The 25,730-nt window shown below is 44.4% G+C and carries 23 protein-coding genes; 5 read left to right on the top strand and 18 right to left on the bottom strand.

Annotation, left to right across the window (positions count from 1 at the left end; genetic code table 11):
* Positions 1-126: 126 nt before the first annotated feature.
* The 8 genes from KDM92_RS13020 to KDM92_RS12985 all read right to left on the bottom strand — a co-directional run bounded on the left by KDM92_RS13020 (position 127) and on the right by KDM92_RS12985 (position 9,507).
* A complete protein-coding gene (locus KDM92_RS13020; RefSeq protein ID WP_212684891.1) occupies positions 127-3,213 on the bottom strand; it encodes a DUF6701 domain-containing protein in 3,087 nt (1,028 codons plus the stop codon).
* 78 nt (positions 3,214-3,291) lie between these two features.
* Positions 3,292-3,684 carry a hypothetical protein gene (locus KDM92_RS13015; protein ID WP_212684890.1) on the bottom strand — a complete coding sequence of 131 codons (393 nt, stop codon included), beginning with the start codon at positions 3,682-3,684 and terminating at the stop codon, positions 3,292-3,294.
* Between the two features lie 121 nt (positions 3,685-3,805).
* Positions 3,806-4,639: a PulJ/GspJ family protein gene (locus tag KDM92_RS13010; protein ID WP_212684889.1), complete on the bottom strand. Its 834-nt coding sequence runs from the start codon at positions 4,637-4,639 to the stop codon at positions 3,806-3,808.
* Between the two features lies 1 nt (position 4,640).
* Positions 4,641-5,084: a type II secretion system protein gene (locus tag KDM92_RS13005; protein WP_230408344.1), complete on the bottom strand. Its 444-nt coding sequence runs from the start codon at positions 5,082-5,084 to the stop codon at positions 4,641-4,643.
* A 115-nt stretch (positions 5,085-5,199) separates the two neighbouring features.
* Positions 5,200-5,649, bottom strand: coding sequence for a GspH/FimT family pseudopilin (locus KDM92_RS13000; protein ID WP_230408343.1), 450 nt, complete (start codon positions 5,647-5,649; stop codon positions 5,200-5,202).
* A gap of 250 nt (positions 5,650-5,899) precedes the next feature.
* On the bottom strand, positions 5,900-6,358 hold the full coding sequence (locus KDM92_RS18885; protein ID WP_212684886.1) for a pilin: 459 nt from the start codon (positions 6,356-6,358) through the stop codon (positions 5,900-5,902).
* Between the two features lie 204 nt (positions 6,359-6,562).
* Positions 6,563-7,792, bottom strand: a complete 1,230-nt coding sequence (locus tag KDM92_RS12990) for a type II secretion system F family protein (protein ID WP_212684885.1) — start codon at positions 7,790-7,792, stop codon at positions 6,563-6,565.
* Positions 7,793-7,800: 8 nt separating this feature from the next.
* Positions 7,801-9,507 carry a GspE/PulE family protein gene (locus KDM92_RS12985; protein ID WP_189344547.1) on the bottom strand — a complete coding sequence of 569 codons (1,707 nt, stop codon included), beginning with the start codon at positions 9,505-9,507 and terminating at the stop codon, positions 7,801-7,803.
* Between the two features lie 215 nt (positions 9,508-9,722).
* Here KDM92_RS12985 and KDM92_RS12980 point away from each other — a divergent pair, with 215 nt between their 5' ends.
* From KDM92_RS12980 to KDM92_RS12960, 5 genes are all read left to right on the top strand, one after another.
* Positions 9,723-10,643, top strand: a complete 921-nt coding sequence (locus tag KDM92_RS12980; RefSeq protein ID WP_212684884.1) for an AAA family ATPase — start codon at positions 9,723-9,725, stop codon at positions 10,641-10,643.
* Between the two features lie 98 nt (positions 10,644-10,741).
* Positions 10,742-11,722: a DUF58 domain-containing protein gene (locus KDM92_RS12975; RefSeq protein ID WP_212684883.1), complete on the top strand. Its 981-nt coding sequence runs from the start codon at positions 10,742-10,744 to the stop codon at positions 11,720-11,722.
* A 13-nt stretch (positions 11,723-11,735) separates the two neighbouring features.
* Entirely contained in the window at positions 11,736-13,757 is a 2,022-nt protein-coding gene (locus KDM92_RS12970) for a transglutaminase TgpA family protein (protein WP_212684882.1), read from the top strand.
* A 122-nt stretch (positions 13,758-13,879) separates the two neighbouring features.
* A complete protein-coding gene (gene mltB, locus KDM92_RS12965) occupies positions 13,880-14,926 on the top strand; it encodes a lytic murein transglycosylase B (protein ID WP_230408342.1) in 1,047 nt (348 codons plus the stop codon).
* 246 nt (positions 14,927-15,172) lie between these two features.
* Positions 15,173-15,481 carry a hypothetical protein gene (locus tag KDM92_RS12960; protein WP_212684880.1) on the top strand — a complete coding sequence of 103 codons (309 nt, stop codon included), beginning with the start codon at positions 15,173-15,175 and terminating at the stop codon, positions 15,479-15,481.
* 126 nt (positions 15,482-15,607) lie between these two features.
* Here KDM92_RS12960 and cysM read toward each other — a convergent pair whose 3' ends face one another.
* The 10 genes from cysM to aroA all read right to left on the bottom strand — a co-directional run bounded on the left by cysM (position 15,608) and on the right by aroA (position 25,715).
* Entirely contained in the window at positions 15,608-16,510 is a 903-nt protein-coding gene (cysM, locus tag KDM92_RS12955; RefSeq protein ID WP_212684879.1) for a cysteine synthase CysM, read from the bottom strand.
* A 210-nt stretch (positions 16,511-16,720) separates the two neighbouring features.
* On the bottom strand, positions 16,721-17,059 hold the full coding sequence (locus tag KDM92_RS12950) for a ComEA family DNA-binding protein (protein WP_212684878.1): 339 nt from the start codon (positions 17,057-17,059) through the stop codon (positions 16,721-16,723).
* A gap of 110 nt (positions 17,060-17,169) precedes the next feature.
* Complete coding sequence (gene rfaE1, locus KDM92_RS12945) at positions 17,170-18,087, bottom strand: D-glycero-beta-D-manno-heptose-7-phosphate kinase (protein WP_230408341.1); 918 nt, start codon at positions 18,085-18,087, stop codon at positions 17,170-17,172.
* Positions 18,088-18,118: 31 nt separating this feature from the next.
* Entirely contained in the window at positions 18,119-19,489 is a 1,371-nt protein-coding gene (locus KDM92_RS12940) for a UDP-glucose dehydrogenase family protein (RefSeq protein ID WP_212684876.1), read from the bottom strand.
* Between the two features lie 142 nt (positions 19,490-19,631).
* Positions 19,632-20,807 carry a lipopolysaccharide assembly protein LapB gene (gene lapB, locus KDM92_RS12935; RefSeq protein WP_212684875.1) on the bottom strand — a complete coding sequence of 392 codons (1,176 nt, stop codon included), beginning with the start codon at positions 20,805-20,807 and terminating at the stop codon, positions 19,632-19,634.
* Positions 20,808-20,841: 34 nt separating this feature from the next.
* Complete coding sequence (locus KDM92_RS12930) at positions 20,842-21,168, bottom strand: LapA family protein (protein WP_212684874.1); 327 nt, start codon at positions 21,166-21,168, stop codon at positions 20,842-20,844.
* A 214-nt stretch (positions 21,169-21,382) separates the two neighbouring features.
* Positions 21,383-21,688 carry an integration host factor subunit beta gene (locus KDM92_RS12925; RefSeq protein WP_186916709.1) on the bottom strand — a complete coding sequence of 102 codons (306 nt, stop codon included), beginning with the start codon at positions 21,686-21,688 and terminating at the stop codon, positions 21,383-21,385.
* Positions 21,689-21,715: 27 nt separating this feature from the next.
* The gene (gene rpsA / locus KDM92_RS12920; RefSeq protein WP_230408340.1) at positions 21,716-23,431 is read right to left on the bottom strand and encodes a 30S ribosomal protein S1; all 1,716 of its coding nucleotides are present in this window, start codon (positions 23,429-23,431) and stop codon (positions 21,716-21,718) included.
* A gap of 269 nt (positions 23,432-23,700) precedes the next feature.
* Positions 23,701-24,381 carry a (d)CMP kinase gene (gene cmk, locus KDM92_RS12915; protein WP_212684873.1) on the bottom strand — a complete coding sequence of 227 codons (681 nt, stop codon included), beginning with the start codon at positions 24,379-24,381 and terminating at the stop codon, positions 23,701-23,703.
* The gene (gene aroA / locus KDM92_RS12910) at positions 24,378-25,715 is read right to left on the bottom strand and encodes a 3-phosphoshikimate 1-carboxyvinyltransferase (RefSeq protein ID WP_212684872.1); all 1,338 of its coding nucleotides are present in this window, start codon (positions 25,713-25,715) and stop codon (positions 24,378-24,380) included. Before aroA ends, cmk begins: the two co-directional genes overlap by 4 nt.
* Positions 25,716-25,730 lie beyond the last annotated feature (15 nt).

Raw genomic sequence — 25,730 nt, 5'->3', positions numbered from 1 at the left:
TTGTCAATCACTGCGCTTTGTTTTGTTGTCGTATTGATGATGTTCGACTGCTTAATTGACTTGTAAAGTACAAGTGTGAAACCAGCATGACAGCGAATGCTGCATCGCTACAGTCGAACTCTCAGCTCAATGAACTTCTCTTACATAAATAAATTGATTTGATTTCTTATACGCTCCAAATTTGACTTTGCCGGTTGGATTAATTGCGGTGGCACCACCTCGCCAAGGAAACTTAAGCCAGTTGCTAACCGGAATATCCATATCCAAGAAACCACTATTACCTAAGCCAGGTTTAGAAAACTTTAACTGACTCTGACCAGCAACCAACTTCCCTGTCGCACTCACTGTCGCAATGGTTTCTCCTGCACTTAATTTATTCGTTGCCGTTTCTGGACTATAAAAAATCAAACCGTTACCTGAGCTTGGTGCAACAATAAGCGTACAACTATCATCACTATTTCTTCGCCATTGATCAGCGATTCGATATTCAGCAAAAAATGGCACAGGTAAATCCAACATCTCTGAACCGTAAGCACTTTGCAATCTCAAACGTCCATAGCGTTGTAAACTCTTTCCGAGTAAAACTGCAGTACTTGCGGGAACCTCGCCATCACTTGGATTAGCCAAGACATCGATCAAAGTTTCATTTGATAATGCGGTTGGTCGAGAGATTTGATGCTTTGCTGACGCATTTAGCGTGCCACTAAGCCATGTACCGGTCGGCGCTGTCGCGCCAGAGCTTAACACTGCACCAGCAGGAGCACCGCTGATTGTGAATGCGTAATTTGCATAGACTGTAGGAACAAATTTTGCATAAACGCTGGTGTAATTTTGCGTCGTCGTATTCGTGCTGTTTTGCGCAGTCATTGTGAAATTAGTGGTGAATCCATCTTGTCCAAAATAGGTGAATGCTGTGGCGGACGTGCAGGCTTCAACAACAGCCGCGCCACTAATTAAAAAGTGATGAGGAATAAATCGACCAAAATAATTCGTTGATGCGAGGTTGGCGAACTGACATCCATACTTACCACCAACCAGGCTATTCGATGTGTCATTCGTACAGTCACCACTCGCCACGTCAGCTGATCCAGAACTGCTAACGAAAGTGTCGTCATAGACGCCGCGTGGTTTAAACCTAAAATAGCCAACCTCGTCATACTTAAATTCACTACCTGCAGCACCATTTCCGTTTAATGAATTAGCTGCAAGCGTAAATTCTCCAGTCAAATTTCCAGTGCCAGGTGCTGGTCTACCGCCATTGATCACGGACGGAACATTCAACCACTCGATTAAAGCAGGATTCACTTTTGGCGTGCCATCGTAACCAACGACACCTGTATTTGCGGTTAAGCTAAAGTTCGCACCAGCAGTGATGATTGGCGTTGCTGTTGGATTATTCCCCGCTGCATCTGCATTCGCATTGGAAGTGATCGTCGTGAAACTGGTCGGACGCACCGAGAATCCATCCGACGAACAAGCCGTCACGGGTGAAGCGCCTGCGCTTTCACGCACTCGACATCCCACATGTTTGTAGGCTCTGGCAAGCAGCAAATCTGCAGTGAGTGTTTTTCTACCATTGTCTGCCGCAGCAAAAGTTAAATTTTGTGATGCGATTGGCGTTATAGCGGAACACGATGCCGCACTCGTTTTATCGTAGAGTTCAACAACGACATTTCCTGTATAGGTGTTGGCAAGCGCGCCAGATGCTTGCAGAGCTAAAACATCAAAACGAAAGCCCGTATTGACCAACTTCGTGTAGAGCGGATTGCGATTGGTTGCAGGTACTGAGTTTTGGTAAGTCTCACCAGTTTCCATACACTCGAATTTAGCAACACAAGGTGTATTGGCTATCGTTATTTGGCAACTTGCTTGCGCTACACCATTCACTACACAGCGCGTACCATTCAGCGGTAATTTACTCAAACCACTAGCGAACATCGTGTATGTGCCAGCAGAGGCAGCATTGGCTTGAAGAACGAGATTCGCGATGCTAGCAGCCGATCCCAAAGAAAAAGTCGACGGCGTCCAGGTCGTTCCAGTTGCGGTAGGAGAAAAAGAAATAGATCCAGTTAACGTACCCGTATTCACAATATTCAAATCTGGGCACGGAACGATAGCAGAAGTACAGGCAAGCACTTGAACTGGTTCTGGACATTGCGTTGCACTGCCATCATGACGAATTTCGATATGATCGTAATCCGGTACCACGGTCGATCCAATCACAAAATCATAACTGAAGGTGTACACACCGGGCGCGGTAAAATCATAGGCTATGCCTATCCCTGTATCTTGCAGGGTCGTTGTAATGGTGTTGCTCAATGCACCGGTCGTTGCACCCGGTAATAAATCTGGCCGTGTTAATTGTTGAATGGAACAATGAGGAGAACCGTTGGCAAAAAATGTATTCCAACCCGCAGCACAGTAACTACTAAAATTGCTGACAGTGCTACCGCCAGGTGGCGGCGTTGGTGGTGCCCGTTCACGGAAAGACTCCACGATAGTTCCGGCCGTTGGTAATGCGGTGCTGGTTGGGCAAGGATTAGCACCACCCAGACTAGAGTAAGTTCCCACAATTCTATAAGTACCAACGACATTCACACCACAACCACTATCGCTACCACCGAGATAAGTGTCAAACACATGGTAATAACGAACCGGATTAGATGCACTAACTGGATAAGTTGCCGGAATCGTTAAAGTAACTTCTGCCGTTAAAAAATCAAATGGCGTGGTGTACTTCCACAAAATCGAAACCTGAGGACCACTATTAATCCCCAATAAACTTGTCGCTCTTTGCTGGACACCAGGAATAGCGGGATTGGCAGGTAATGCCGCTGAAATACTGTAAGTGTTATACATGCCACCACTTGGGTTAAAGGTGCTGACGGTGTGTGATGGTCCATATAACAACTTATTGGCACGAATGAACACACCATTATCTAAGCTATTCGGATTGGTTTGCGGTAAGGCAGTCGGGCTATAAACTTGACCAGTATTATTCAAACGTCGCACTTGTATCTTGCTCGATCTATCTATGTAAAAATGCAGGCCATTCGTTGCGTTCGTTCCACCTGTGCTATTAAATTCTATGGTTGTTTGCGCACGCACTTCATGCGTAGAAAAACCAATGATAGTGACTAAGAAAGACAGGCAAAAAATCCAGTAAATTCTGGCATAGGATTGAAGTAATTGATCATGCGTTTGCTTACTCATTTTTAAGCCTAAAAAATTCACTTTTTACTAAAAAACAGATTCAAACAGATTCAAACAAATTCATCAAAAATAATTTTATTAACACGGTGGATCTGTCGCCAAACCATCGACGCCAACTCTGCAAGTACTAATACTTGCAGAAATTTGCCGCTCAACGAAGTCATTCGTAGAAGCATTGCCAGAACGCGCTGTAGAAGTTATTTGATACACACGTATCTTATTCCCGCCCTCATTCACTGGTGTAAGCTGACAATCAATCGTCACATTAAATCCACTTAATGCACCATCCAAGGTTGGTGCGGTCATTCCCGCAGTACAGCCGTTAAAAATGCTATTCACAACTGCGGCATTCTCGGGAGCTAATATCGCAAAGGTAGCCGCTTCAATACCCGCCTTTGCTGCTTGATAAGCCAACACACCTCGAACATCTTGGTTCGAAATCGTGCGTTGCGAGGTATAAATCGACAGCATAAATATCCCTAATGCAGCCAAAATCACTAACAAAAAAATAGCCGATACCAAAGAAAAACCGCGAGCTGCTAATTTTGGTAGCAACTTAGCAGACGGTCGGCTTTTCAACTGATTTAACACCTTATGGCACATTGCTGATGTTCACATCCTGATATAAATTGACCGACTCACCCGAGCGCAACAATCCCAAGCTAATCGATAGCACAGCACTACGCTCGGTGACGCCACTGGAATAATTAAAACTGCAACTTGACAAGTGTTCTGCCAGCAGTGGTTGAGTTGTATCTTCAGGGAGCACAGGGCATGTACCTAATGCCGGCACAATCGCGTAATTTGACACACGATAAAGACGACCAGTTCCATTACCGTTATCACTTCCAACTCCTTGACAAACAAAGCTAACCGCCGGACTCGCCCCTGGCAACACGAAAAATCGTTTAGCCGGAGACTCGATCGGATTTTGGATAGCTGTACTTAAATTGATCGTGGCATTTGTAGAATCTGCACCTACAATTCCGCGATAACTCGCCTGATAGGCATCGGCACCGGGTATACCTAAGTTGTACACCACAATAAAATCACCTACTTGTGGCGCGCTATTCAATGGACCAATCACATCAAACTTTGTACCAGAAGTACTATCAAACTGCATGACATTACCAGGTTCGGCAGCACGATAACGACCACCATCTTTGGTGATCAAAAATTCAACGCAAGTCGTATCGGCTTGGCGCACACTATTTGGTAATGCCAAATGCAAATCGCGTGACATGCGCCGAATTGCGGAATTCGCGCTTTCTGTGAGTTCTGCACGTCGACTCAAATCGCGATATTGCTCAATTGGTCGGCTAATAAAACTCGCGGCAACAACCGCCAAAATCCCCGTAATCACGATCACAATGATCGCTTCAACCAAGGTAAAACCGCGCTGATCAGTAGAAATAGAAAAATGCATATCAAGGCGTCGCTCTAGGCGCGTAACGATAACGGTAACCAGTCAAACTGACGCTTAAATTATCAACACTAACAGTAACATCAATACGGATACGATCGCCGCCTAAGTCTTCTGTTTCTTGCACGCTTGCACTATAGCCTCCCAATCCCACAATGGCTTGTCCTTGAATATCTTTAATCGGATCAGCCGGTGTCATCTCGAAGTTATGATAATCGCCAACATTATCAAATCGCGGTGAGCCATATCGTGTCTCGCCTGCAGTTGGCCCCAATCCTTGTACGCTGGTCGCACAGCCAGCTGGATTGTTCGCAGTCATCGCGTTAGCGTCATCCGGATCACAATAGGTAAATGCCTGTAACTGCACCTCTTCCAATAATGACTCGGCAATCGCCAGTGCTTGCTTTTCACGTAAAGGATCGGTACTCGCCACGCTAGTTAAGTTCATGATTCGCGTCACCCCAATTACGGCAACACTCACAATTAAAATGAACAAGATTAATTCCACAAGCGTGACGCCAACTTGTCGGGCGTTGATTAGCCTTGCATTAGTAAGCTGAGTTCTAATGTACATAACCGGTCTCAGCTTCTACACGAATTGTTCCGACGGCTAGCGTTGCATTCTGAAATAAGCTAACCGTTTGCGCACTATTCGGATTGGGTTGGCCCAAGGCGTTGAATGAAAATACAGCACCTGCACCAAAACTTACATCGGCGGGAGCGGTTCTGCGAAACCAATTCTGCTCGCCAGGGCTCATTACAGGAGCGCCAGCGTCGTTCTGACAATTCGCGTTCACTTGCACATACGTTAGGCAAATTACGCCATCTGCTTGACCGATTTGCACCCAAACTGGACGACGCTGCGCAATCGCCGTCTTTTGCGCGAAACGAATCATGTTTTGGGTTTGATCAAAAAAACCGCGAGCATCAAAATCAACTCGATCTGAAAACCGAGGAAGCGCAATCGCGGAGAGAATACCAAATACAACCAGCACTAAAATCAACTCGACCATCGTAAAGCCGTGATTGAATCTGGTTCTGCATGTGCTTGTAAATGTGTTTGTAATGATGGGCAAAAAATTTCGCATAAGAAGGCAATCAATTTAAGCAGAAAAATAAATGACACCGAATGCGGAAGAAAGTCTGTTCTGAATTCTTCTTGTATAAATCGTTAACAAAATTTTTACAAATGAAAATTGAAATTCGGATTAAGCTAATTTCAATCGAGACTCAAAACAGACTAGAACATCTATAGCAAAGTAATTAAGCGCAGTTTGCTGCCGTCAATCCTGTGGCATTGTAAGTCGGTGGCGAACCCGCAGCGGCTGGAACTGTGTAAGTTACAGCACAGTTAGGATGATTAGCATCCGCTGACACGCGAAATACCGTTGCAGAAGTTACCGTCAATACGAAGTCAGGTGTGGATAAACCTGCTGCAACTGGAATACCAGTTAAGGCAGTTGTTGGGTATCCGTTCGCCATTGGAATTGTTGCGCCTTCCATCACGACAGAAGTATTAGGGGCAAGTTGCTGCGTCAATTGTATCGAACGTGCCAAAGCGGCACCTGATTTTAGTGAGGCCAATGCACCATTCATCTTGGCGATACGCGCTTCTGTCTGCAAAGAGGCAAATCTTGGCAATGCATAGGCGGAGAGCAATGCCAAAATCGTAATCACGACGATCAATTCAATTAAAGTAAAACCAGTTTGCGTCTTTTTCATTGCTTTTTCCAATCAGTTATTTCAATCTAACTATTTAAATACTTCTTGCTATTATTTCGACTCATTCACAAAATCTGCAATACCACTTTGATAAAGTTTCATTGTTTGACATGTGCTCTTATATCATAACAAACTTTTTGATAAATCCTCTACGATAAATCGCAAAGCCACGTGACAAATACCGAACACAGTATTATTGCATCACTATTTCTGCAGTGCGACACGACCAAGATCCCAAATCGGTAAGAAGATACCCAGTGCCAATATCAATACCATCACGCCCAAAGAAACAATCAAAATCGGTTCTATGTTTGCAGATAAATTCTTGAGTTCATACTCAACTTCACCTTCATACATCAGCGCAATTTCGTCCATCAACTCATCTAAGGCACCGGTTTCTTCGCCGACCGCAATCATTTGCAACACGACTGGTGTAAATACGCCACTTGCCGAAGCCGTTCTTAAAATACTATCGCCGCGCTCTACACCTTCTCGCATTTGATCGACGTGACTTGCGATATAGGTATTATCAACGGTACTAGAAACTACGGTTAATGCTTGCACGATAGGAACGCCGCTCTTGCTTGATAAAGCAAAACTACGAGCGAATCGTGCTAGCGTCGCCTTTAATACGATGCGTCCAAATATCGGGAATTGCAATATTTGTCGATCCCACCAAAACCGACCAGCAACTGTAGAAATAAAATTTTTGAACAGGATTGCTGCACCGAGACTGATTCCAAATAGCAAAATCCAGTAATCAACAAAAAACTCAGACATGTTCAGCAAAAAGCGCGTCATCAGAGGCAACTCAGCATTAAAGCCAGCAAACACTTTGGCAAACGCAGGAATCACAAAAATATTTACGATAATGATCGCAACTAACATCACGATCATCACAAACATCGGATAACGCAATGCAGTTTTAACACGATTGCGCATCTCTCGTTCAAATTCCATGTGCTCAGACAAGCGCAAAAAAATAGTATCCAAGCGCCCCGTCATTTCGCCAACGCGAACCATACTAATAAAAAACATCGAGAACACCTTGGGGTGCCTACGCATTGCCGCGGACAACTCGCGGCCGGTATCTAAAGACTCGCGCAAATCCTGAATCACACTACGAAAAGCCCGACTCACCGCTGATTCTTGCAACCCAGCTAATCCACGCATAATCGGAACACCAGCGCGTATTAAAGTATGCAGTTGACGACTAAAGAGTTGCACGTCTAAACCTTGAACTTTCTTCTCCCAAAAACTCTGCCACCAATTGAGTTCTTTGTTACCAGAGGTATTCGTTGTCAATTCAATTTGCGTAGGCGATATGCCCATGCCGAATAGCTGTTTCGCTACACCATCCGCGTCCGCGCTTTCCATGACGCCTTCAATTAATTCGCCGCGCGAATTTCGCGCTTTATAAGCAAAAAATGGCATGCCTTAGCCTATTCTTCAATTTGATTACTAATACGCATCGCTTCACTAACCGTAGTCACACCACTGAGCACCAAATCGATCGCATTCTTACGCAAGGTTCGACCGTTCATTTGACGCTTCGCCACTTCCATAAAATACGCATTGTCTTCGCTATGCGCGGCATCGACTACCGCCTTCGTCATTTCTAACAATTCATAAACCCCCATACGCCCGCGATATCCTGTGCCATTACAATGCCCACAACCACGACCAGTATGAAAATGTGCCTGACTCAATGCTTCATCGAGCAAATCCACACTCATCCACTCTTGTTCTGCCGGGGATAATTGATGTGGAACACGACAACTCTCACAAATCACCCTGACCAAGCGTTGCGCCAATACCGCTTGCAAAGAGCTCCCCATCATATAGCGCGGTACGCCCATATCTAACAAGCGTATTGGTGTGCTAATCGCATCATTGGTATGCAAGGTAGATAGCACCAAATGGCCTGTCATCGCCGCACGCATACCAATTTGTGCGGTTTCCTGATCGCGCATCTCACCTAATAATAAGATATCAGGATCTTGACGCAACGAGGCGCGCAATACTTTGGCAAAGCTTAGATCGATTTTCTCGTTGACCTGAACTTGATTAATCCCAGGCAAGCGATATTCGACAGGATCCTCTACTGTAATCAGCTTGCGGTCTTCACGATTTAACTCCGCTAATGCACCATACAAAGTGGTTGTCTTACCGCTACCGGTTGGCCCTGTCACCAACACCAAACCATTCGGCCTTTGGATAATCGAACGGAATCGCTCAAGCATATCCGCAGGCATACCAATGCGGTCTAAATTTAAAATACCGCCACTTTGATTGAGCAAACGCATCACGATCGATTCACCATATTGCGTCGGCATGGTTGAAATACGAACATCGATCTGCTGCTGCCGCACTTTGATGATGAATCTGCCGTCTTGTGGCAAGCGCTTCTCTGAAATATCTAATTCTGAAATGAGTTTCAAGCGCAATGCCAAGGCACCCGCAATTTTCATATCCGCTTCTGTTTGCAGATGTAAAGATCCGTCAATACGAAAACGAATTTGTAGACGTTTTTCTTGCGGTTCAATATGAATATCTGAGGCACGAACTTGGGTCGCATCATCGAATACCGATTGCAACAGCTTTACCACTGGCGCATCTTCGGAGCTGGCCGTCGCGCCCATGCTACCGAAATCAACATTCGCATCGCCCAATTCTTGTTCAAGTTCACGTGCTAAATCGGTAATCGCCTCGGTGTGTCTATATAGATTATCAATCGCTGCCAATAGATCATTTTCATTGACTACGGCAAGATAGATATTACTTTTTAAAATACGGCTAATTTCATCGTAAGCAAATAAGTCCGTAGGATCTACCATCGCAACGAGATAACCGTTATCGCGTTGTTCAAGAACGATTGCCCTGAATCGTCGCGCTTGTAACTCAGGCAGTTTCTTAACTACATCTGGTTTGATGTTGTAGTGCTTTAAGTTGACGAAGCTGATATTTAATTGCTTCGCCATTGCTTCTGAGATCTGATCTTCTGTCACAAAGCGATTTTCAACAAATAGACGACCTAACTTGCGCCCTGTACGTTTTTGTTCAGCTAAGGCGAACTGCAACTGATCTTCGGTCATCAGTTTTTGCTGCAATAAAATTTCACCTAAACGAATTTTTTCTGGCCTTGCCATTTTTTTCCTCGGTCTACACTGTCGATTTGTTCTTTAGCAGCTCTTTAGCTACTCTTTAGTTGTTCACTTTTTTATGCCAACTACATTCGAGTGCAATTCCAGCATTATCCACTTTGCCCCACGATTTAGGGTTTGGAGAAATACATCTCTGTGCTAGTCTTGCACAATTCATGCAATATGCGATATCTGATGCAACGATTCTATGGGAAAAGCACATGTTTTCAAAAGTCCATGAGGTAGCAAAACAACTGAACCAAGTCATTATCGGTAAAGAACGTCAAATTCAACAAGCCTTAGTATGTTTATTAGGTGGTGGACATTTATTAATCGAAGATGTTCCCGGTGTCGGCAAAACAACCTTAGCACATGCGTTGGCGATTTCCTTAGGCCTTCAATTCAATCGTTTACAATTTACGTCTGATCTACTGCCAACGGATGTGGTTGGCGTCTCGATTTTTGAACGAGAAAAAAGCCAATTTGTTTTTCACCCTGGCCCTATCTTCACACAAGTTTTACTTGCCGACGAAATCAATCGCGCTACACCAAAAACCCAATCAGCCTTATTAGAGGCAATGGAAGAGCAACAAGTCAGTGCGGAAGGACAAACTCGGCAACTCCCCCAACCTTTCTTTGTTATCGCAACGCAGAATCCAACCCACCAAGTTGGTACGTTTGCGCTACCAGAATCACAGCTTGATCGTTTCTTGATGTGCGTTTCTTTAGGTTACCCCGATGCTGCTGCAGAACGAGCATTATTATTAGGAGAAGATCGACGCAGCCTGTTGAAAAATTTACCTGCAATTATGCAGCCTGAAGAATTACAAGTGATACAACATGCAATCCGAAATATTCATGCTTCGTCCTCTTTAGTCGATTACCTACAAAAGATCGCACAAAGCACGCGTGAAGCTGGTCTGTTTGCCGAAGGAATGAGCCCACGTGCTGCAATCGCATTATTACAAGCATCGAAAGCATGGGCAGCAATTGAAGGACGAGATCATGTCTTGCCCGAAGACATTCAAGCAGTATTGGTTCCAGTGATTGCCCATCGCCTGCGTCCAATCAAAGCAGTCAATAATAAAACGAATGCTAGTGCGGATTTGCTGGTGCAATTAATGCAAAAAATTCCCGTTTAATTTGAATAGTGGGCTAAGTCCTAACTGCTTTCTTGCTAAATTAATCGAACAGATTTCTTTTTCTGGCATTTTTCCGACATTTTTTCGACATCAATACAATGCGCATTTTCCAACAATTCAAAACAAAATTTGAGCAGATTGTTTTACTGGAAAAAACAGCCGAGGTCGGAGAAGTCGTCTTAAAACAAAGACGGGTATTTACCTTACCAAGTAAAGCAGGATTGGTTTATATTGGTTTATTGCTGATCCTGTTTTTAACCGCAACCAATTACAGCCTCAATTTGGGGTTGGGCATGACTTATTTATTGGCCGGCTTAGCTGCGGTCAATGCCTTGTTCACTTTCCGAAATCTCGCCTACTTGCGCTTAAACGCCGGGCAAGGAAATCCTGTCTTCGCTGGCGACATTGCCGAGTTTCCGATCCATATACACAACCCAAAGAACCTTGAGCGCTACGCCTTACATGTTGGTTTGATGGATAAAGCGGCAGTGACACAAACCGTCGACATTGCTGGAAATTCTCAACAAACGATTTACCTTCAGGTTTTGAGCAATCAACGAGGTTACCTGCAATGCCCTAGGATTAAGTTACAAACTTGGTTCCCACTTGGCTTGCTACGAGCATGGAGCACATGGATGCCAGCCAGCTCGATTTTGGTTTACCCAACACCTGAAGCGATTAGCCCACCATTACCTATCGGCAGCGAGGGACAAGGGAATGCCCTGTCAAACTCAGGCAATGAAGATTTCTCGGGTGTGCGAAGCTATCAATCTGGTGATCCGCTGAAACAACTCTCATGGAAGCACATCGCGCGTGTCGATCTAGAAGCTGGCGGCAGTTTGATATCCAAACAATTTGCTGGGGCTAGTGGTGGAAAAATCTTCATTGATTTCGACGCAATCTCACCGCAGCTAGACGTGGAAAATCGCTTGTCTAGAATGTGTAGTTGGGTTTTGCAAGCGGAACGTCTGCAGCTTGACTACGGTTTTAAACTCAAAGGCTTTGAGTTGCCGCCAGCTCAGGGGGAAATACACAGCCAAGCCTGCTTAACCGCATTAGCCTTATTTGAAATTTCGTAAAAAAAATCACACTATGCTTAAGCATTCTCTTTTCAATACTGTTGCAACACTTAGTCGAGATAAACGCGATACTTTGCTATTGGTTTTTGCCTGCTTGTTAGTGATACTCAATCATGTTGATAGCTTATATATCTGGGTAAGTTGTAGTGCAATCGCACTGATGCTGTGGCGCGCATGGTTAACTCTACGCGGCAATCAACTACCTGAAAGGTGGGTATTACTACCGATTGCAGCTGCCTTAATGGCAGGCATTTTTTGGCAGTTCCGAAGTTTTTTTGGGCGAGAAACTGGTGTCGCCATGCTTGCTTTGCTGCTAGCTTGCAAAATGTTAGAAATGCACGCCAAGCGCGATTTGTTCGTGATTTTGTTTTTAAGTTTTTTTTTACTACTCACCCGTTTCTTTGAATCTCAGAGTCTTGCGGCTGCATTTCAAGTAGCGATATCAACCATCGTTCTTTTATTGGCGCAACTCAGCTTTCAGTTTGAGAAAAAAACCATCAAGCTATGGGCAAGAACAAAAATTGTGTTGAGTATGCTTGCTATCGCAATGCCATTAACGGTACTGGCATTTTTCCTATTTCCCAGAATTCAAGGTCCGTTGTGGGGCTTACCAAGTGACGCGGATGTCGCGCGCTCGGGCTTATCGGATTCAATGACACCTGGGAATATCAGCAAACTTGCAATGTCGGAAGAACTCGTTTTTCGTGTGAAATTTCTTGAGCAAGCGCCAGAAAAATCAGCTTTGTACTGGCGCGCTTTGGTGCTCACACAATTTGACGGACGTCGCTGGTCACAAAATCGCTTCTCAAAAAATATTACACCACGTCAGCTAGAAACACGTGGGCCTGCGATTTCACAAGAAATTACACTCGAACCCAGCAATACAAATTTCTTGTTCGGTGTCGACAGCATCGCCAATCCACCCTTGGTCGAAGGCACGCTCGCCAGCCTCAACTCAGACGGTGAGCTACAACACCGCGACAAAGTCACTCAAAGAATCCGTTATCAAGTGACATCGTTCCCTGATTATCAACTCAATGTGTCGCCCAATCCTATAGAACTACAATTGAATCTAAGACTGCCGAACAATTTCAATCCACAAACGCATAGTTTTGCACAAGAAATTAGGCGGCAAAATCCAGAGCCGCTGGCACAAGTCAACGCGGTATTAAATTTTTTTAGAAATGAGCGCTTCTTCTACACCTTAGAACCACCTCAGCTTGGTCGACATAGTGCGGACGATTTCTTATTCAATACACGCGCAGGTTTTTGTGAACACTATTCCAGCGCCTTTGTCATATTAATGCGCGCTATGGGCATTCCAGCACGCGTGGTCACCGGTTATCAAGGCGGCACACTCAATACGCAAGGCGGCTTCTATGAAATTCGGCAATCGGATGCGCACGCTTGGGCTGAGGTTTGGCTGAGCGAACGCGGCTGGATAAGAGTCGATCCAACCGCAGCCGTCGCCCCGAACCGAATTCTTCGCAACTTAGAAGCAACCCAAGAAAAATCAGGATTAGCAGGGATAGTTAGTGACATCATCAAAGAAAATGCTTGGAGTCGCGAACTACGCATGCAATGGAACGCGCTTAACTATTCTTGGAATCAATGGGTTCTTAATTACAACCAGACACAACAGACCAAACTTTTAGATCGACTTGGATTGAACCAGTTAGACTGGAGCACAAGCTTAATGTGGATATTTGGTATCGGTTTAATTATCGTCGGTTCACTAGCCATCCCGCTGCTTCCCAAACGCATACACCGTGCACAGATCGATCGCCTGTATTTACGCCTATGTGAAAAACTTGCCAAACAAGGTTTCGTAAAAACAATCTATGAAGGGCCATCAAGCTATCTTGAGCGACTGCAAGCCACGATGGCTGCAGAAAAATATCAATTGGTAGACGAATTTATTCGTCACTATATCGCAATAAAATATGGTAAAACATCAGCCTCAGTTGAACAAAAAAATATGGATGAAGTGAACGCGCAGTTACAAGATATGCGACGCTTACTCAAGCGCATTTAATTGCCATCCATAACCCATTTATATCATTACCAGATCGCTATATTTTGAAAATTCTCTCTCACATTCTCTATGCTAGTGTTAGCGCCACAATGATTTTGTGTACCAGCGCTGCAGGAAATTTATTGTTATCTCATGACGCTTTCGCTGCAAACACAAAAAAAGTAGCCGCTAAATCGAGTCAAAAAAATACCCAAAGTAAAGCAGCAGATGTGCATTATCTAGAGTGGCAAGAGGTACAAAGCTTTATCGCCGAAATGCAAGCGCAGCATCAATTTCCGCTAGATCAGTTGCAGCATATTTTCGACAATGCGCGCTATATGGAGTCAGCGGTACAACTAGTCAAGCCAGCACCACCAGGTAAGCCAAAAAATTGGAAAGCGTATCGCGCACGCTTTGTTGAAAACGGTCGTATCGCTGCTGGTGTCACATTCTGGGAAAGAAATCAAGAGACATTACAACGCGCAGAACGTCAATTTAGTGTGCCTGCTGGAATTATTGTTGGGCTAATCGGTGTAGAAACAATTTTTGGCAAAAATACCGGGAGTTTTCGCGCGCTAGATGCATTGACGACACTCGCTTTTTCTTATCCAGAAACGCCAAATCGTGAGACGAGAAGTCAATTTTTCAAAAATGAACTAAGCCAATTGTTGTTATTTGCCAGAGATAACAAACTTGATGTTTTCTCGATTAAGTCTTCTTACGCAGGCGCAATTGGACTCGCTCAATTTATGCCTAGTAGTTTGCGACAACATGCCGTTGATTTTGATACTGATGGAAAAATCGATCTAAGAGAATCTGAGGCAGATGCCATCGGCAGCGTTGCGAACTATTTAGCCAAACATGGCTGGCAAAAGGACTTGCCATTTGCCTTTCCAGCGACATTACTCGATCAAGATCCCGCCTCACTCAGTCTGAAAGATGCCTTAAATCGCGGACTAAAATCGAGTTTTTACATTGATGATCTAAAATTACTGGTCAGCACCGCTGATGATAAAGCCCCTCGAAATTTAAAGTACGGTTTAATCGATCTACAAAATGGCGATGACCCAACTGAATATTGGCTGGCGACAGAGAACTTTTTTGCGATCACCAAATACAATCGGAGTTATTTTTACGCGATGTCGGTTATTGATCTTGGCAACGTCATCGCACTCGCTCGCACCAAATAATCCGTTGCCAAATTCAAATTCACCAATAAAAAATATTGCAAATAAGAATTTTTTGGTCTAAAGTAATGTTATCTAATGATACATTTATGATGGTTTACAGGAAAGTGTCAATAGATTTAACAATTTTCTTTCTTAATTTTTTCGTATTAAGTAGATAAATTTGTCTCAAAGATATAGTATTACTGTTTAAATAATTGATTACTGCACCCTCCTGCACACTTAATAATCATCAACAATGAGGTAATAATGCCAAACTTGACACAATTAGAATCAGATGAAATCGACTACGATCCAAATAATCTTTTGGATACTTTGATCAAACAATTGCATCTAAAAAATGACGCTGCACTCTCTAGAGCCCTAGAAGTTGCGCCACCAGTTATCAGTAAAATCCGTCATCGTCGTTTACCTGTTGGCGCATCTTTATTGATCCGTATGCATGAAATCAGCGATGTCAGCATCAAAGATTTACGCGCATTGATGGGTGATCGCCGCGCAAAATTCCGCATCAGCGACAAGCAATTCAAGCCTAAAGACACTGCAAATAACGGCTAAAACTTAAATAAAAATTTAGATTTAAATCTAGGTTTAGTTAAAAAATCGAAGATCAGCTCAATACTGACTTCGATTTTTTATTTTCTCGTTGCTATCAAACAACAATCAGAGGAAACACACTACAACTCAAGCAGGAAACACACCTGTTGATAAATAACGATCTCCCCGATCACACACGATAAAAACGATCGTCGAATTTTCGACTGTTTCTGCAATTCTTAAGGCAACTTCACAAGCTCCCGCAGCAGAAATGCCGCAAAAAATACCTTCTTCCACTGCCAATCTTCTCGCCATTGCCTCCGCGCTGGCCTGACTCACCGATTCAACAGAATCAACTAATTCATGTTGATAAATCTGCGGCAGATATGCCTCTGGCCATTTTCGTATACCTGGAATTTGTGCACCATCTTCGGGTTGCACACCAATAATTTGTACTTGTTGATTTTGCTCTTTTAAGAATCGAGAAACTCCCATTATGGTGCCAGTAGTTCCCATCGCACTAACAAAATGGGTCACTTGCCCATTGGTATCCCGCCAAATCTCCGGCCCCGTGCTTTCGTAGTGCGCTAACGGATTATCTGGATTTGCAAACTGATCCAAAATCACACCTTTGCCTTCTTTTTGCATCTTCTCGGCCAAATCTCGCGCTGTTTCCATTCCACCAGCTTGTGGTGTTAACACAATTTGTGCGCCATAAGCGGCCATGCTTTGACGACGTTCGATACTCAAATGTTCAGGCATCAGCAACACCATCTTATAGCCACGCATCGCCGCAGCCATTGCTAAGGCAATGCCAGTATTACCACTCGTTGCTTCGATTAAAGTGTCACCCGGCTTAATTTGCCCTCGTTGTTCAGCGCGTCGAATCATCGACAAGGCGGGACGATCCTTAACCGAACCTGCAGGGTTATTACCCTCCAACTTACCCAAAATAATATTATTTCGACGTGTCGCTTCAAGGCTAGGCAAACGCTGCAAACGAACCAAGGGAGTATTCCCTATGGTGTCTTCAATGGTTATATAACTCATAGTAATAAGGCGTAATGGAAACACAAATTCATATTCTAATACTTGTACACGTTTTCTGCAGAAATCAACTTGTTTCTCTAGATTTAAAACAAACTAAGGCGCAAACAAAATTGCTAGATAATTGGAACAAAAACTGACAACAGATTGAAAAAAACCTTACTTCGATGAAGTAAGGTTTTTATTTAATTTCAAACATCAATTAGATCAATGCTATTTGGTCGTTTTCGCTTTCGCTTGATTGGCCGCTTTATCGCTGGTGTCGTCTTTTTTTGCAACAGCACGCGCTTGTCCGTTCACAGTTAAACCTGCATCTGACAATTTCATTGCACTCTTCTCACCGATACCTTTAACGCGACTTTCAAAATCTGCCCAATCTTTAAAATTTCCACCCTTTGCTCTCTCAGCCAAAATAAGTTTGGACTTTGCTGGCCCTATCCCTTTAATACCGTCAAGTGCAGCTTGATCTGCTTTATTTACATCCACATCAGCAAACGCAAAACAAACACTTACACACAAACTTGCAACTGCAAAAATGATCTTTTTCAACATCGTAAGCTCCCAAAATAATTCAATAAATTGACCTGAATTGAGCAACAATAAAAAACTTCACATGCAAATTTATTATTGCAAATACATAATACATTAAATTTATTAAAAATCTACTTATTTTGGAATAATTCTTCTCTTGTTACGGTTGCTGTACCCAATTTACCAACAACGATACCACCAGCTTGATTTGCAATCAGCACGGCATCGTGCAAGCTTTTATCCTCTGCTAACATCGCGGCAACTGTTGCGATTACAGTATCTCCAGCGCCAGATACATCAAACACCTCACGCGCCATCGCAGGCACATGCAGAATTTCCTCATCGGTAAATAAGGTCATCCCCTCTTCTGATCTGGTCAACAGTAAGGCTGCTATATCGAGTTCTTTACGCAGCGATTGTGCTTTTAAAGTTAAGTCAGCCTCGTCTTTCCACTCACCAATAATTTGGCGCAATTCTGATTTATTTGGCGTTAACAAACTAGCACCGCGATAAATCGAATAATCACTTCCCTTAGGATCAACCAAAACATATTTCCCCAACTGCTTCGCATGCGCAATCATCGTCGCCACATTGACCAAACTACCCTTGGCGTAATCAGATAGTACGATTACGTCGTGATCTGCAATCAAGCTATTAAATCGTGACAATTTATCCTGCAAAATTTGTGCAGTGGGCTTTTCTTCAAAATCAATACGAATTAATTGTTGCTGTCTTCCAATCACGCGTAACTTAATAATCGTTGAGATACAGGGGTCGTGATTAAGATAGCTATGAATTCCAACTTCACTCAAAAGCGCTTCAACACTCTGTCCTGCTTCATCTTCGCCAATCACGCCTAGCAAGCTGGTTTCAACGCCAAGAGCCACCGCATTACGCGCCACATTTGCCGCACCGCCTAGGCGCTCTTCACGACGCTCTACTCGCACAATCGGCACTGGCGCTTCAGGAGAAATTCGATTTACTTCACCGAACCAATAACGATCTAACATCACATCGCCAGCAACCAAAATACGCTTCTGTGTGGTCATCTTCATTTGATTTCAATAAGTTGAGAGCAGATTAATGACTCAATACAGCACGTCCAATCGGATAGTATTCCATACCCAATGATTTCACTGTACGTGGGTCGAACAAATTACGTCCATCGAAAATAACAGGATGCTTCAATATTGATTTGATCGTTTCTAATTCGGCAGAGCGGAAAATTTTCCATTCAGTCACAATCACCAGAGCATCTGCGTCCGACAATGCGGATTGTGCATCGCTAGCAAAATGAATCTGATTCAACAACGCAGGTGCATCAGCAAAATCCAAAGCCAACACGCGCTGCGCCTCCTCTTTTGCGACGGGATCAAACGCAACGATGTGCGCACCGGCTCGCAACAATTCTTGAATTAATACGCGCGACGATGCTGCACGCATATCGTCGGTATCAGGCTTAAATGCTAATCCCCACAGCGCAAACTTGAGTCCTTGTAGATTCTTGCCATACTTTGCAAAAATCTTATCTCCTAACACATATTTTTGATTTTCATTGACTTCTTCAACTGCTCGCAAGATTTTTAGCTCATAGTCATATTCTTGCGAAGTCTTTACTAAAGCTTGTACATCTTTCGGAAAACAAGAGCCGCCGTAGCCACAACCTGCCATCAAAAATCCTGGCCCGATGCGAGGATCAGAGCCAATTCCTTGACGGACCGCGTCGATATCGACACCAACTTTGTCCGCCAAATTCGCCAATTCATTCATAAACGAAATGCGCGTCGCTAACATGGCATTCGCGGCATATTTTGTAAACTCTGCAGAACGTACATCCATCCAATAAATTTTATGTCCGACAGATTCAAAGCTTGCATACACTTCGCGCATCACTTGTTGTGCACGTAGGCCTTGCGCATCGTTAGCATGCCCAATCACTAGGCGATCCGGTTTCATAAAATCCGCTACCGCAGCACCTTCTTTCAAAAACTCAGGATTGGAGGTAACGGCAAAATCCAAGGCAGACTGACGTAACTTGAGTTCTTCAGCAATCGCTGCAGATACCCGATCCGCAGTGCCTACAGGCACCGTCGACTTATCAACCACAACTTTAAAACCAGTCATGTACTTACCAATATTGCGCGCCGCAGCGACCACGTATTGCAGATCCGCAGAACCATCTTCATCTGGCGGTGTTCCCACTGCGATGAACTGCACATCGCCATGCGCCACGCTAGCTTCAACATCCGTCGAAAAACGCAGACGTCCAGCTGCAACATTACGCGCCACCACCTCATCTAAACCTGGCTCGTGAATAGGAATGCCTCCACTATTCAAAATAGCGATTTTGCGTTGATCGACATCCAAACAAAATACATCATGTCCGACTTCAGCCAAACATGCTCCCGTCACCAAGCCGACATAACCTGTACCAATAATTGTTATTTTCATTTTTTAAAACAAATCCGTAATTAATCTATTTAACTGTGAAAGAAGCCGAAGCGCATAGGTGCGAAATGTAGATTCAAACCATTATCACCGCGCGCTCGCCCCCATAACTCGCGATGCGTTGACTAACTTTTTATTCGTCAATTTAATTCATGACATTGAGCTCTTCAGTACGACGCGGTGGATAAGTTTCCCACTTACTGCATCCCGGACATTGCCAGTAAAATTGACGAGCTTTAAACCCGCAGTGGGTGCATTGGTAACGCGTGAATTTCTGCGCGTATCCACTAACCAGATTTTTAACAATTGATAACTCTGGAAGTACTTCAGGAGGGGCTGTCATCATGCGCGCATCAAGTAGTTTGTCGAGCCCCAATAAAGTGGGCGTGCGGCGTAATTCATTACTTACTAATTGATTGGCCTCGGCAACACTCTCCAACTCTAAAGTTGCTTTGAACACGACTTCTAGCAAGTCGATAGAGGGTGCTTCTGCTAGATAGGATTTCAACAAATTGAGACCTTCGTGCGGGCGTTCTAACTTGCGATAGCCATCCATCAATCGTTGTGCGACTAAAGCCACATGTGGCACGCTTTGCTGCTCCACTCGACGCCACGCCAATACCGCTTGCTCAATATCACCTTTAACCAAATGGATGTCACCTGTCAAAATAGCTGCTCGCACATTATGCCTATCAGTTGCGGTAGCTTTCTCTAACATGGCCATCGCTGCTTCTGGGTGCGTATGCACCAACTCATCTTGCGCAATTTCACAGTAAAATTGAGCAATCTCTTTTTGCCGACCGCCAGCACCTGACTCTTGCAAAGCATGTGCAGCATCAATCGCGCGCAACCATTCTTTTTCTCGTTGATAAATTTCGAGCAAAGCTTTTCGCGCCGGAATCGCATATTGACCAGCAACGAGCTGATTAAAAGTCTCTTCGGCACGATCAAGCAATCCAGCTTTCAAGTAATCTTGTCCCAGTTCAAACATGGCTTGCGTTTGCTGTTCAACTGGCAAGTCAGGACGGGATAATAAGTTTTGATGTACGCGAATTGCGCGTTCAGTCTCACCACGACGCCGGAATAAATTGCCAAGTGCGAAATGCAATTCAACCGTTTCTGGATTGAGTCTAAGTATCTCGATAAAAGCATCAATTGCTTTGTCAGGCTGCTCGTTGAGCAAAAAATTTAAACCTTTGAAGTAACCTTTTGGTAGGCTACTCGATTCAGAAATAAGCTGCCGAATATCGATGCGGGCTGCAATCCAACCCAAGCTAAAGAAGAGCGGAATACCTAGTAACCACCAGATTTCAAATTCCATAATGACGGGTCTCAGTGGGGGTTAAATATTGATTTTAAGAGTTACGAATAGGATTAGAAACGGCATCAGGATTAGGTGCTTGATTTGCCGCAGCTTGTTCCTGTTGTCGCTCTTTTTCGATCTCGGCGATTGTCTTTTTATGACGCGATATATCACGACGATGACGAAACACCATGGGTGTCATCGCTAACAAACAAAACACCGCTCCAGCGACAAAAAAGCACAACAATAAAATCACTAAAGGTGCCGATTGTTGATAGCCCCAGAAATACTCAAGCGTGACGATTTTATCGTTCTTTAATGCAAACCCTAAAAAAGCGATAAATACCAACAGCCAAATAATTTTAGAAATAATTTTCATGGTTAACCTAAGTGACCTATTTACAAATAAACGTCAACGGATGTCCTTTTCTATCGGTCAAAAAAACTCTCCGATCTCGAATCACAAAGAACATACAAGACGAAAATGAATATGTGAAATTGTACGTGAAAAAAAACGGCATATCGGGAAATCCCTTATGCCGTTTTGTTTTCTTAGTGCAAATTACTCACTTTTTTCCACAACTGCTAACAACTTAGTCACGCAGTATGGGCTGACCGACAGTCGCATCGACCCGCTCTCGCAATTCTTTACCAGGTTTAAAATGCGGCACCCGTTTTTCAGGCACCATCACTTTATCACCCGACTTAGGGTTACGACCGATACGCGGTGGACGGCTATTCAAAGCGAAACTACCAAAGCCACGAATCTCAATTCGCTGGCCAGTAGCCAGTGAATCAGACATCGCATCCAAAATAGTTTTGACGGCGATATCCACATCTTTTGCTACCAGTTGTGGATACCGCTCGGCCAGACGAGCAATTAGCTCTGACTTGGTCATAAATGAAGCCTTTGACTAGGTCGTTGCTTAGTTTTTGTTATCGAGCTTAGCTTTCAACAAAGCACCGAGGCTTGTTGTGCCAGAAGCAGCATTAGAGTCTGTCGACATTTTTGCCATTGCTTCTTGTGTATCCGCTGTATCTTTTGCCTTGATAGACAATTGGATACCACGTGCTTTACGATCGATATTCAATACCAATGCTTCAACTGTGTCGCCAACTTTCAAGTGTGTACCAGCATCTTCGACGCGATCGCGGGAGATTTCAGATGCACGCAAGTAGCCTTCAACTTCGTCAGCCAATTGAATTACTGCGCCTTTAGCTTCAACAGATTTAACTGTACCAGTCACCAATGCGCCTTTGTCATTCATTGCGCAGTAGTTGTTGAATGGGTCGCCTTCCAATTGTTTTACGCCGAGAGAAACGCGTTCACGTTCAACGTCGATCGCCAACACAACTGCTTCCAACTCGTCACCTTTCTTGAAGCGACGAACTGCTTCTTCACCTGTTTCGTTCCAAGACAAATCAGACAAATGCACCAAACCGTCGATGTTGCCTGTCAAGCCAATGAACACGCCGAAGTCAGTGATAGACTTGATCGCGCCTTTAACTTTGTCGCCTTTTTTGAAGTTCAAGGAGAAGTCATCCCATGGATTTGCTTTGCACTGTTTCATGCCCAAGCTGATACGACGACGTTCTTCGTCGATTTCCAATACCATAACTTCAACTTCGTCGCCCAATTGAACAACTTTGTTTGGAGCAACGTTTTTGTTTGTCCAATCCATTTCAGAAACGTGAACCAAACCTTCGATACCTTGTTCAACTTCAACGAACGCACCGTAGTCTGTCAAGTTAGTCACTTTACCGAACAAACGTGTGTTTGCTGGGTAACGACGTGCCAAACCTGTCCAAGGATCGTCGCCCAATTGTTTAACGCCGAGAGAAACACGGTTTTTCTCTTGATCAAACTTGAGGATCTTCGCAGTGATTTCTTGACCCACTGTGAGAACTTCAGATGGGTGACGTACACGGCGCCATGCCAAATCAGTGATGTGCAACAAGCCATCGATGCCGCCCAAATCAACGAACGCACCGTAGTCAGTGATGTTTTTAACCAAGCCAGTAACCACTGTGCCTTCTTTCAGGTTTTCCATCAATTTTTGACGTTCTTCACCCATAGAAGCTTCAACAACTGCACGACGTGACAACACAACGTTGTTACGCTTACGGTCGAGCTTGATAACTTTGAATTCCATAGTTTTGCCTTCGTAAGGAGTTGTATCCTTAACTGGGCGTGTATCAACCAAAGAACCTGGCAAGAAAGCGCGGATGCCGTTCGTGAGAACTGTCAAACCACCTTTTACTTTGCCATTGACTGTACCAACAACCATTTCGCCAGACTCCAGCGCTTTTTCGAGCGCGAGCCATGATGCCAAACGTTTTGCTTTGTCGCGGGACAAGATTGTGTCGCCGAAACCGTTTTCCAATGATTCGATCGCTACGGATACGAAATCACCGATGTTAACTTCCAATTCACCTTGGTCGTTTTTGAATTCTTCAACAGGAATAAAGGCTTCAGATTTGAGGCCTGCGTTCACGATCACGAAGTTGTGGTCGATGCGAACGACTTCGGCAGAAATCACTTCACCGGAGCGCATATCTTGGCGTGACAAAGACTCTTCGAACAAAGCTGCGAAGCTATCTGCACCAGTTGCGAAATCTTGAGACATGTAGACTGTAGACATAATATTTACGAGTTAGCCGGAATAGGACAAAAGGTCTATTTACCGGGTTGAGTTAAACAAACTCATTCAGACTTTGCGCCTAAATGAGAACCAAATAAAAAAATCCAAGAATCAAGCAGACGAAACTTCATCATGGAATTTCTTTTTGCGAGCTCTAGAAATTCGATATTAGGATTGCAATACTAGGCGTCAAATTCGTTCAGCAATATTCAAGTACTGCGAGGATCGAATTTGCAACACCTACAACGCAATGCGCCCCATAATCGGATTTATCGAGCTTCGCGAACAGCGTTTGTGTAGAGACTAAGTATCTGATGCACTGCTTCATTCGCAGTGATATGAGACGTATCTAAGATAAACGCGCCTGGTGCGGGTTTGAGAGGCGCTTCTGTGCGAGCCATGTCGCGAGCATCACGTTCTGCCAAATCTTTTACCAAGTCTTCCATATTAGCAGGAAAACCCTTTTCAATCAATTGCTTATAGCGACGATTTGCACGCGCTTCCACACTTGCTGTCAAAAAGACCTTTTGGATTGCATCTGGGAAGATCACCGTGCCCATATCACGCCCATCAGCAACCAAACCAGGTGCTTGTCGAAACGACACTTGCAGCTCGACCAAGGCTCTTCGAACCAATGGCAAAACAGCGATTTTCGAGGCAGCAACGCCAATTACCTCTTGCCTTACCGCATCCGTCACATCGTCACCAGCGAGAAATACATGACCTTTTTCAAATCGACATGGCAATACACGTGCCAAATCAGCAATTTGTTGCTCTTCCCATAAATCGATCCCATGACGTATCGCGGACAAGGCGGTCAAACGATACAGCGCTCCGGAATCGAGGTAATGAAAACCCAACTGCTTCGCCACACGATGCGCGACCGTACCTTTACCGGAAGCGGTAGGACCATCAATACTAATGACAGGAATATTGGTAGAACCGTTCAAAATAAATCCTCGTATTTGATCTTCATAAAAGCTTCAAAGAAGTCGGGAAAAGTTTTAGCAACGCACTTAGGATCATTAATCCGCATCGCTGCACCTCGGCGCGCAACACCATCTAAGCTTGCCAATGAAAAACACATCGCCATTCTGTGATCATCATAGGTATCTATCGTCGCTGGCGCAAGTTCGACTGGTGGCGTGACCGTCATAAAGTCTTGACCTTCCTCAACAATCGCGCCAAGTTTGCGCAATTCTGTTGCCATTGCCACAATCCGATCAGTTTCTTTAACGCGCCAACTCTCGATATTGCGCAAAGTCGTGGTGCCGTTCGCATACAAAGCAGCGATTGCGATCGTCATCGCCGCATCGGGAATATGGTTAAAATCCATATCAATGGAATTTAGTGAGCCTTGAGTTTCCGCCTCAATCCAATTATCCCCCATGGTGATTTTGGCGCCCATTTTTTCTAGCGCCTCAGCAAAACGGACATCGCCTTGTATGCTATTTCTGCCAACGCCTTCAACTCGAATCGGCCCACCCGCGATCGCACCAGCAGCTAAGAAATACGATGCTGAAGAAGCATCTCCTTCCACATACACCAGGCCAGGCGAGACATAATGCTGGCCTGCTTTAATCGTGAAACGCTGCCAACCATCGCGCACGACTTCGACACCAAAGCGTGCCATCAAATTCAGTGTAATTTCGATGTAGGGTTTAGAAATTAAATCGCCCACCACTTCAATCACCACATCACTATGCTGTGCAGCAAGTGGTGAAGCCATCAACAACGCGGTTAAAAATTGGCTAGAAACATTGCCCTTCACTTGCATCTTCTGCGCATGGATATGCCCGCGCATGATGTGCAACGGTGGATAGCCAGGATTGCCTGTGTAATCAATCTGCGCACCCACGGCATTTAAAGCATCGACCAAATCACCAATCGGGCGCTCATGCATGCGAGCCACCCCATGTACGGTGTAATCGCCACCTAGGACTGCAAGTGCAGCCACTAGCGGTCGAATTGCGGTACCCGCATTGCCCATAAATAAATCCGCTTGATGGTTCGGAAAAACGCCATTCGCACCGATCACCGTATAGTTGTGCGTATCACCTTCTTGGGTCCAATGTACGCCGAGTTTTTGCAGTGCATTCAACATCACCATCGTGTCGTCGGATGCGAGCAAATCATGGATCCGTGTTGTGCCTTTAGACAAGGCCGCCAACAACAAGATCCGATTCGAAATACTCTTAGAACCCGGCAAGCGGACTGTGCCCTGCACTTTCATCACGGGATGTAAGTCAAGATATGGTGGGTAACGTTTGCTGTGTTCTTTCATGCTTTTTCTCTATTT

The organism is Affinundibacterium baiyunense (assembly GCF_018139645.1).
Taxonomy (GTDB): Bacteria; Pseudomonadota; Gammaproteobacteria; order Burkholderiales; family Burkholderiaceae_D; genus Undibacterium; species Undibacterium baiyunense.
This window is presented reverse-complemented; position numbering and strand designations above follow the sequence as displayed.

Coding starts and splice junctions, on each gene's coding strand:
- KDM92_RS13020 (WP_212684891.1), bottom strand. CDS start 3,213: ATGAGTAAGCAAACGCATGATCAATTACTTCAATCCTATGCCAGAATT.
- KDM92_RS13015 (WP_212684890.1), bottom strand. CDS start 3,684: ATGCTGTCGATTTATACCTCGCAACGCACGATTTCGAACCAAGATGTT.
- KDM92_RS13010 (WP_212684889.1), bottom strand. CDS start 4,639: ATGCATTTTTCTATTTCTACTGATCAGCGCGGTTTTACCTTGGTTGAA.
- KDM92_RS13005 (WP_230408344.1), bottom strand. CDS start 5,084: ATGAACTTAACTAGCGTGGCGAGTACCGATCCTTTACGTGAAAAGCAA.
- KDM92_RS13000 (WP_230408343.1), bottom strand. CDS start 5,649: ATGGTCGAGTTGATTTTAGTGCTGGTTGTATTTGGTATTCTCTCCGCG.
- KDM92_RS18885 (WP_212684886.1), bottom strand. CDS start 6,358: ATGAAAAAGACGCAAACTGGTTTTACTTTAATTGAATTGATCGTCGTG.
- KDM92_RS12990 (WP_212684885.1), bottom strand. CDS start 7,792: ATGCCATTTTTTGCTTATAAAGCGCGAAATTCGCGCGGCGAATTAATT.
- KDM92_RS12985 (WP_189344547.1), bottom strand. CDS start 9,507: ATGGCAAGGCCAGAAAAAATTCGTTTAGGTGAAATTTTATTGCAGCAA.
- KDM92_RS12980 (WP_212684884.1), top strand. CDS start 9,723: ATGTTTTCAAAAGTCCATGAGGTAGCAAAACAACTGAACCAAGTCATT.
- KDM92_RS12975 (WP_212684883.1), top strand. CDS start 10,742: ATGCGCATTTTCCAACAATTCAAAACAAAATTTGAGCAGATTGTTTTA.
- KDM92_RS12970 (WP_212684882.1), top strand. CDS start 11,736: ATGCTTAAGCATTCTCTTTTCAATACTGTTGCAACACTTAGTCGAGAT.
- KDM92_RS12960 (WP_212684880.1), top strand. CDS start 15,173: ATGCCAAACTTGACACAATTAGAATCAGATGAAATCGACTACGATCCA.
- cysM (WP_212684879.1), bottom strand. CDS start 16,510: ATGAGTTATATAACCATTGAAGACACCATAGGGAATACTCCCTTGGTT.
- KDM92_RS12950 (WP_212684878.1), bottom strand. CDS start 17,059: ATGTTGAAAAAGATCATTTTTGCAGTTGCAAGTTTGTGTGTAAGTGTT.
- rfaE1 (WP_230408341.1), bottom strand. CDS start 18,087: ATGACCACACAGAAGCGTATTTTGGTTGCTGGCGATGTGATGTTAGAT.
- KDM92_RS12940 (WP_212684876.1), bottom strand. CDS start 19,489: ATGAAAATAACAATTATTGGTACAGGTTATGTCGGCTTGGTGACGGGA.
- lapB (WP_212684875.1), bottom strand. CDS start 20,807: ATGGAATTTGAAATCTGGTGGTTACTAGGTATTCCGCTCTTCTTTAGC.
- KDM92_RS12930 (WP_212684874.1), bottom strand. CDS start 21,168: ATGAAAATTATTTCTAAAATTATTTGGCTGTTGGTATTTATCGCTTTT.
- KDM92_RS12925 (WP_186916709.1), bottom strand. CDS start 21,688: ATGACCAAGTCAGAGCTAATTGCTCGTCTGGCCGAGCGGTATCCACAA.
- rpsA (WP_230408340.1), bottom strand. CDS start 23,431: ATGTCTACAGTCTACATGTCTCAAGATTTCGCAACTGGTGCAGATAGC.
- aroA (WP_212684872.1), bottom strand. CDS start 25,715: ATGAAAGAACACAGCAAACGTTACCCACCATATCTTGACTTACATCCC.